The sequence below is a fragment of the Salinispora mooreana genome (genome assembly GCF_000379065.1).
In the GTDB taxonomy this organism is placed as follows: domain Bacteria; phylum Actinomycetota; class Actinomycetes; order Mycobacteriales; family Micromonosporaceae; genus Micromonospora; species Micromonospora mooreana.
The window spans coordinates 3430106-3436373 of record NZ_KB900614.1; the positions used below are offsets into that span (position 1 = coordinate 3430106).

Annotated in this window: 8 protein-coding genes, 1 tRNA gene and 1 pseudogene; all 10 read left to right on the forward strand. The window is 66.0% G+C overall.

Translation table 11 applies throughout. The features are described from left to right. The first annotated feature begins 99 nt into the window (after positions 1-99). The 10 genes and pseudogenes from SALPAC6_RS29720 (at position 100) to SALPAC6_RS0116380 (ending at position 5955) form a co-directional block, all read left to right on the forward strand. Entirely contained in the window at positions 100-243 is a 144-nt protein-coding gene (locus tag SALPAC6_RS29720) for a SitI3 family protein (protein ID WP_188117301.1), read from the forward strand. Between the two features lie 132 nt (positions 244-375). Then, on the forward strand, positions 376-1110 hold the full coding sequence (locus tag SALPAC6_RS0116330) for a protein kinase family protein (protein WP_018254451.1): 735 nt from the start codon (positions 376-378) through the stop codon (positions 1108-1110). A gap of 61 nt (positions 1111-1171) precedes the next feature. Beyond that, positions 1172-1297, forward strand: coding sequence for a hypothetical protein (locus SALPAC6_RS30820; RefSeq protein WP_018254452.1), 126 nt, complete (start codon positions 1172-1174; stop codon positions 1295-1297). Positions 1298-1706: 409 nt separating this feature from the next. Next, positions 1707-2423: a creatininase family protein gene (locus SALPAC6_RS0116345; protein WP_018254454.1), complete on the forward strand. Its 717-nt coding sequence runs from the start codon at positions 1707-1709 to the stop codon at positions 2421-2423. Positions 2424-2767: 344 nt separating this feature from the next. Continuing rightward, positions 2768-3134 (forward strand): annotated as a pseudogene (locus SALPAC6_RS30325) (DUF296 domain-containing protein); the annotation flags it as partial. 171 nt (positions 3135-3305) lie between these two features. Beyond that, complete coding sequence (locus SALPAC6_RS0116360) at positions 3306-3833, forward strand: DUF6244 family protein (RefSeq protein ID WP_018254457.1); 528 nt, start codon at positions 3306-3308, stop codon at positions 3831-3833. A 173-nt stretch (positions 3834-4006) separates the two neighbouring features. Continuing rightward, positions 4007-4429, forward strand: a complete 423-nt coding sequence (locus SALPAC6_RS0116365; RefSeq protein ID WP_033666954.1) for a CdiA C-terminal domain-containing protein — start codon at positions 4007-4009, stop codon at positions 4427-4429. Positions 4430-4442: 13 nt separating this feature from the next. Further along, a complete protein-coding gene (locus SALPAC6_RS0116370) occupies positions 4443-4892 on the forward strand; it encodes a SitI3 family protein (protein ID WP_026189741.1) in 450 nt (149 codons plus the stop codon). A gap of 158 nt (positions 4893-5050) precedes the next feature. Continuing rightward, on the forward strand, positions 5051-5503 hold the full coding sequence (locus SALPAC6_RS0116375; protein WP_018254460.1) for a SitI3 family protein: 453 nt from the start codon (positions 5051-5053) through the stop codon (positions 5501-5503). A 379-nt stretch (positions 5504-5882) separates the two neighbouring features. Then, positions 5883-5955: transfer RNA gene (locus SALPAC6_RS0116380), tRNA-Arg, on the forward strand. Positions 5956-6268 lie beyond the last annotated feature (313 nt).

A 6268-nucleotide genomic window follows, 5' to 3' on the forward strand; every position in this document is an offset into this window, starting at 1 on the left:
ACCCGGACCGGTTCAACCGCAGGCCCCGCGCACCGAAACTGCCCGACCACGCCTGGATCAACAAGCCAACCCAGCAGGAACCAACCGTCTCAGTTTGACTTGACAACTACCGACCGGCCGGAAGACGCCGCGTTCGTGCTCAACGGCAACTGGCTCCTACTGACACGAGTCACGGGACAACTACGCGAACACCGGCCAACCTGGTGGGACAACTACAGCCTCAGCGGCACGCTCGCTCGCTGAATTCCCACACTTCCGCAGCCTCCCAGCAGGCTCGACGAGCAACACTCTCCGGGAGACGTAGAGTCTCCACCCTGTCTGTCAGGCTGATCGTCATCCCCGAGGGGCATCCCGACTACGTACTCTCCCTACGTGATGGAACTACCCCTGGACTCCGCGTTCGCGGTCTTCGATGCCCAGGATTCCGGGTGCGTCTCCTACGGCGTCGAGGCGTCCGGGCGCCGCTGGTTCGTCAAGACAGCCACCACCGCGCCCAGTCGCCGTTCCCTGCTGCGGGCCGCCCGGTTCCACGCCGCGGTCCAGCACCCGGCGATCGTGCGCCCCGAGCAGGTCCTCGACGGGCCGACCCTGGTTTACCCATGGCATGACGGCACCGTGCTGAACCACGCCACCGTTCACGGTTCGGACCGCAGTGCACTGCACCGGTTCCAGCAACTACCCCTGTCCGACGTCGAAACAGCCATCGACACCATCTTCGACGCACACCTGGCCGTCACCTCCGCCGGCTACGTCGCGGTCGACCTCTACGACGGCTGCTTCCTCTACGACTTCCACGCCCGCCGAATACGCCTGATCGACCTCGACGAGTACCGGCCCGGGCCGTTCACCCTCGACACCGACCGCCTCCCCGGATCTCGCCGCTACATGGCCCCCGAAGAATTCGTCCGCGGCGGCGTCATCGACCAGCGCACTACCGTCTACACCCTCGGCCGCACCATCCACCACCTCCTCGATTCCCCACCCGGCTGGCGCGGCTCCCACCACCAACAACAGGTCGCCTTACACGCCAGCACCGTGGTCCCAACCGATCGATACCCCGACGTGGCAGCACTCGCCGTCGCCTGGCGCAACGCCCGCCCCAACCTGTGAAGCGCGCCAGGAGTTGCGCCCCGCCCCTGCAAGCAAGAGGTGACCGGCAGCAACTACAGTGGTGGCCAGTGAAGTCGCCACGCTGGCCAGCCGGATGGCGCTATTCGGCCTGCAGCTACCGTCTGACGCGCGGGGCTACTTCGGGCTCGCCCACGAAGCGGCCAGCCAGGTGGGGACGACCTCTTAGCCGCAGCCGTACTCGGCCATCTCGCCTTCGTGCCGGCAGCCGAGCACAACACCTCGGCCGCCATCAGCTATCTCGCTGGCGCCGCTGATCATGCCGAACGAAGTGGTGTACCGGTAGTCCAGTCCTGGATCGCGGCGGTGGAGTCCGAGGTCCTGGATACAACAAACATGGCCGAAACGTTGCGGGCTTTCGGCCAAGCAGCCGTCCATCTTTCCCGACCCGCAGATAAGGAACCATCCGCATGGTTCGACTACTACTCGGCGGACCGGCTCGACGGTTTACCACACGGGCCCTGCGCTGGTTGAACCCGACAGCGGTCGCCCTTCGCCAGCAGACAGCCGTTCCCGAAGCGGCCGCCTTTGTGCTCACCTATCGGCAGGCGACTCTCGAAGCGTGCAACCATTAGCCCGTGGATCTGATCACCACGGCGACGAGCAGCGACGAGTCCGAGCGAGCGGCTTCCGTCGCGGTCCTCCCGGTCGGGAGTTTCGAACAGCACGGCACCCACCTACCGCTGGTGACCGACACTGTCGTGGCGTGCGCGATCGCGAAAGCAGTCGCCGAGCGCTATGACCTCTTCCTGCTGCCGCCTGTGACGATCTCCTGCTCCCACGAGCACGCGGCGTGGCGTGGAACGGTCAGTATCAGCGCCACCACCCTCACCGCCGTGGTCGTTGATATCGCCCGCTCTCTGCGCGCATCTGGTATTGATCGCCTCGCTATGATCAACGGACACGGTGGAAATTACGCGCTCGCCAACGTTGTTCAGGAGGCCAACGTCGCCGGGCCAGCGATGACGCTGTTCCCCGCTCGGGCTGACTGGGACGACGCTCGCGTTGCCGCCGGTATGCACAGCACAGCTCACCAGGACATGCACGCTGGTGAGCTCGAGGTTTCGCTGCTTTTGCACGTTGCGCCTGAAGTGGTGCGTGATGGCTACGAGCAGGCCGACCACCTAGCCGACGATCGACGCCACCTTCTCACGCGGGGCATGGATGGCTACACCACCAGCGGCGTCATTGGTCTGCCGTCCCACGCCACCCCAACCAAGGGTAAAGCCGTGCTCGAAGCGCTTGTTCGCTCCTTCGCCGACCATCACGGCCTCATGCCGAGGGACAAAGCATGATCAGGAATCTTGCAAGTGAACCAGGTAGGGACGCGGGCAGACGTAGCGGCGCCAGGTCCAGACGCCTGCGCCAGTTCGGAAAGCCACGTCCTGCCGGTAGGCATGCCGCTGTCCCGGCGCCCGGTTGACGAGCCGGCCGTCGTCCGGCCCCACTTGACGTTGTTCGAGGAGGACCCGTGAGGCTGGGCGACAGAATCGCTGAAGTGTCGTTGGACGACGCCGTTCGCGCCTCCCTTAGCTATGACCAGCTACGTGCCGGTGATGACGGCCTGTACTGGCTGTAGCCTCACCCCGAAGGCGAGGGTAGCTGCTGGCCGAGGCCGCGGAATTACGGTCTCCCAGGTGGTCCCCGGCCAGGACTCATTCCTGTCTTCATCGCCGGATTCAGCACGGTCGAGATCGTCGGCACCTGCCAACGTCTGAACGACCCAAGCCCCAGTCCGGGGACCGAGGTGCACCTGACCAACGTCGAAGCGCTCGGTGGCGGCACCCTCGCCTACGACGACGCCCACGACCCGATCGCGCCGCACATCGATGTCAGCGTCGGACTCGAGGAGCACAGCGCGACCGGTTACACCGGTCACCTGCTCGCCGCGACAGTCCCGTTCCTCACCGAAATGCTGATCATCGAGGTTTGCGGGCCCGTCATGCGTCGTAATCCCTGAGGCGAGCCTCTACGACATGCCTCAGTTGCGTAACGGCGACAACTGACAGGCCAGTAGCATCCACTCCCGCCACACGCGCTGGAACCTGGACCGGAAGCCGCTCATGCGACTGGCCGCCTGCGGTACCGACTCGCCCAGTGTCTAGTGGCCTCGCGAGGAGCCCGGTAGGTTCAGCGGTCGAGAACTTCCACTTTCATCGATAGGGGACGTCGGCCACGTGTCACAGATCGAGAAGATCACCGGTGAACTCCGTGCGTTGATGGCCGGGGTGGAACGCGCGCAGGGGTCGGCCGCCGCCGCCGACCGTCAGGCGCAGGAGACGGCGTCGCGGGCTGCTGGTGCGGGCTTCGTTGCGGTGGCGGCGGGTGTGGCACGGGTGCGCAACGCGATCACGGGCATCCAGGGCGGCCTGGGAAGACTTGCTGGTTCGATCGGTGAGGCGACGACGGCCGCCGCTGCGGTGCCGAACGAGGCCACCCCGCAGGAGACGATCGCCGGGCTGGCGCCTGTGCAGAGTGCCGTGGACGCTGCCCGTGACGCGGTGGCCGGGGCCATCACCGGAGTCGGTGAGGCGCAGCAGCTCGTCGCCGTGGTCCTGCAGGGCGGGCAGCCCGGGCCGCTGCTGCAGGCCCTGGAGGCTATCAAGCAGGTCCTGGTGCTGGTCGTGCAGCGCACCGGCGGGGCCCGGCAGGCCATCGAAGCGGCGATCGCGCAGGCCCGGCAGTTGGGGTCGTTGGGAAACTGACGGGGGCTGGCGGTCATCTACCGACCAGCCCCACCCCTGCCACCACCGGCGACCCATCCCCGACAACCCGCACCGTGGGCGGAACTGTCTCCACGGACGCCGACAGGGAAGCTCCGTGGGCGAGGCGTCCCACCGGCGTCGTGGGCGGGACACCTACCGGGCGTCGAACCCGCATCCCGCCAAACGAGAAGCCTCGGGAGCGGCGTGCTCTGGAATTGGAAAACGAGTGTGCTGACAGGGTCGCCGGCAAGGGGTACCGGGTTCACCAGAACCCCACCAGGCAGGAGGTCGCGGACGCACGACGCGAGACCGGAGATTCGGGAAGGCCGGAGAAAGCACCCGACTTCCTCATCGAGGGACACGTCTTCGACTGCTACGCACCCACTCCTCCCGTGCCAGCACGCGCAGTGTGGAGCGCGGTGTCCAGGAAGGTCGACACGGAGCAGACCCAACGCGTCGTGCTGAACCTCCACGACTGGCGAGGAGACCTCGCGACCCTGCACAAGCAGTTCCACGACTGGCCCATCACCGGACTGAAGGAACTAGCGGCGCTATCGCGCGACGGTGCGATCATTCAGATCGTCCGGCGAGACTGATGAAGGGGTGCAGATGGCTGTCGAGTATCGGCTGACGCTGGCAGGCGACATCCCACTCGAACAGGTGGCGGAGCTGGCTGCTCCCGAAGCGGTCGAGACGTCCACGGCGTCCGGCGGCAGAATGCTCAGCGCCGACCTGAACGACGAGCGCGGGTACGTCGTGGACATCACCGGCGGCCGGCATGGCTACTACAGTGCCGAGGACGACGGTGGCGCTCTGTGGGAATGGGAGCCGAAGACCTACGTCGACGTCAGCTTCTACATGCGCAAGGACACCCTGGCCGACAAGGGCAAAACCCATATGCTGGCGGCCGTGGCCAGGACCCTCGCCGGCAGGGCCGAGGACGCGGCCCTGACCCTCAACGGCGACGTGCTGATGCTGACCCGCGTCGCGGGCACCCTTCGAAAGCACAACACCGACGGCTGGTACGACGAAGACTACGACAGGATTCTCCACCCCTGACGCGTCTATGAATCGGGGCGGTGAGGGCTTGTTCTGGCTCGCCGCCGTGCGAGGCGTCGTCTGCCGCAGCATCGCGAGCCGCGAAGGAACACGGTTCGGTAACGGCGAGTAAGTGCGATGATGCAAATCGTTGATCGAGGCGGAGGGTAGCCGTCGAGATGGCTGTCGAGTTCAGGTTGACCCTGGCCGGCGACCTCCCCTTGAACGACGTGGCTGGTCTCGTGGGGGCCGACGTCACCGAGAGGCCGAGGCCGAACGGTACCCGTGCACGGCTGTTCAGTGCCCGCCTCTACGACACCCGCGGGTACGCGCTGACCGTCTCCTCAGGCAGCCAGGGCTACTTCGATGCCGAGGCCGACGACGGCACCCGCTGGGAGTGGGAGCCAGCGACATACGTCGACATCGACTTCTCCATGCGGGCAGACGACCTGGTCGACAAGGGGATCCCGAACATGATGAAGGCCGTGGCCCGGGTATTGACCGCCCGGAAGGAGGACGCGGCGCTGGTCCAGAACGGCAACTGGCTCCTGCTGACCCGCACCACCGGCGAACTCCGCAGACACCGGCCTACCTGGTGGAGCCACTACAGCAGAGACGACCTCATCCCATGAGCCGGCCACGCGCGAGTGACTCGCTGACGATGACGTCGCCCTCGGCCCAAGGGACCTGAACCGCGACAGCGACGACTGGGCCACCACGCGGCTAATGACAAACTCGTCGAAGCCCCCGCCGCAAGCGACGCCCAGCCGGGAGCGGGCAGCCCCACATGATCTTCGATGATGTGCGCGGTGTGTGCTCTCCAGCGGATGCCAACCCGGGTGAACCGATGCCAACACGGGCCACCGCGGGCGACCGCCGGTCGCAACCCGGGTACGTGTGCTCGGGGTGCGCTCCTGGGCTGCAACAACAGGGGTCCGGGTGACGTGGGTGAACGTGGGCCACTCCCTGCCACCCCAGGTGAACCCCCGGGTCGCTAGACTGGGCGCTCGCGCCCTCGTAGCTCAGGGGATAGAGCAACGGTTTCCTAAACCGTGTGTCGCAGGTTCGATTCCTGCCGGGGGCACCCAGGTCAGAGGCTTGATCACCGATCTGGCTGCCTGACTGATGGAGCCATGCGTGGAGCGAATCACGCTAGGGTCGCTCCACGCCCTCCACATCGAAGGCGCGCAAGCGATCGCGTGGTGAAATCGAGAACCTACCCGGTGGGTCATATGCGATTTGCACGAAATTTGCTGGTAGGCCGGGTTATTGAGAGGGTGGTTCGGTAGCTTTCGTCCCTTGTGGGTTTGGGTTGGCATGTGAATGTGAGCCGTAGTCGTAACCGGGGAGGCCCGGCCGCGTTGGGCTGATCATGAATGGACGTGCGGCGTATCCGA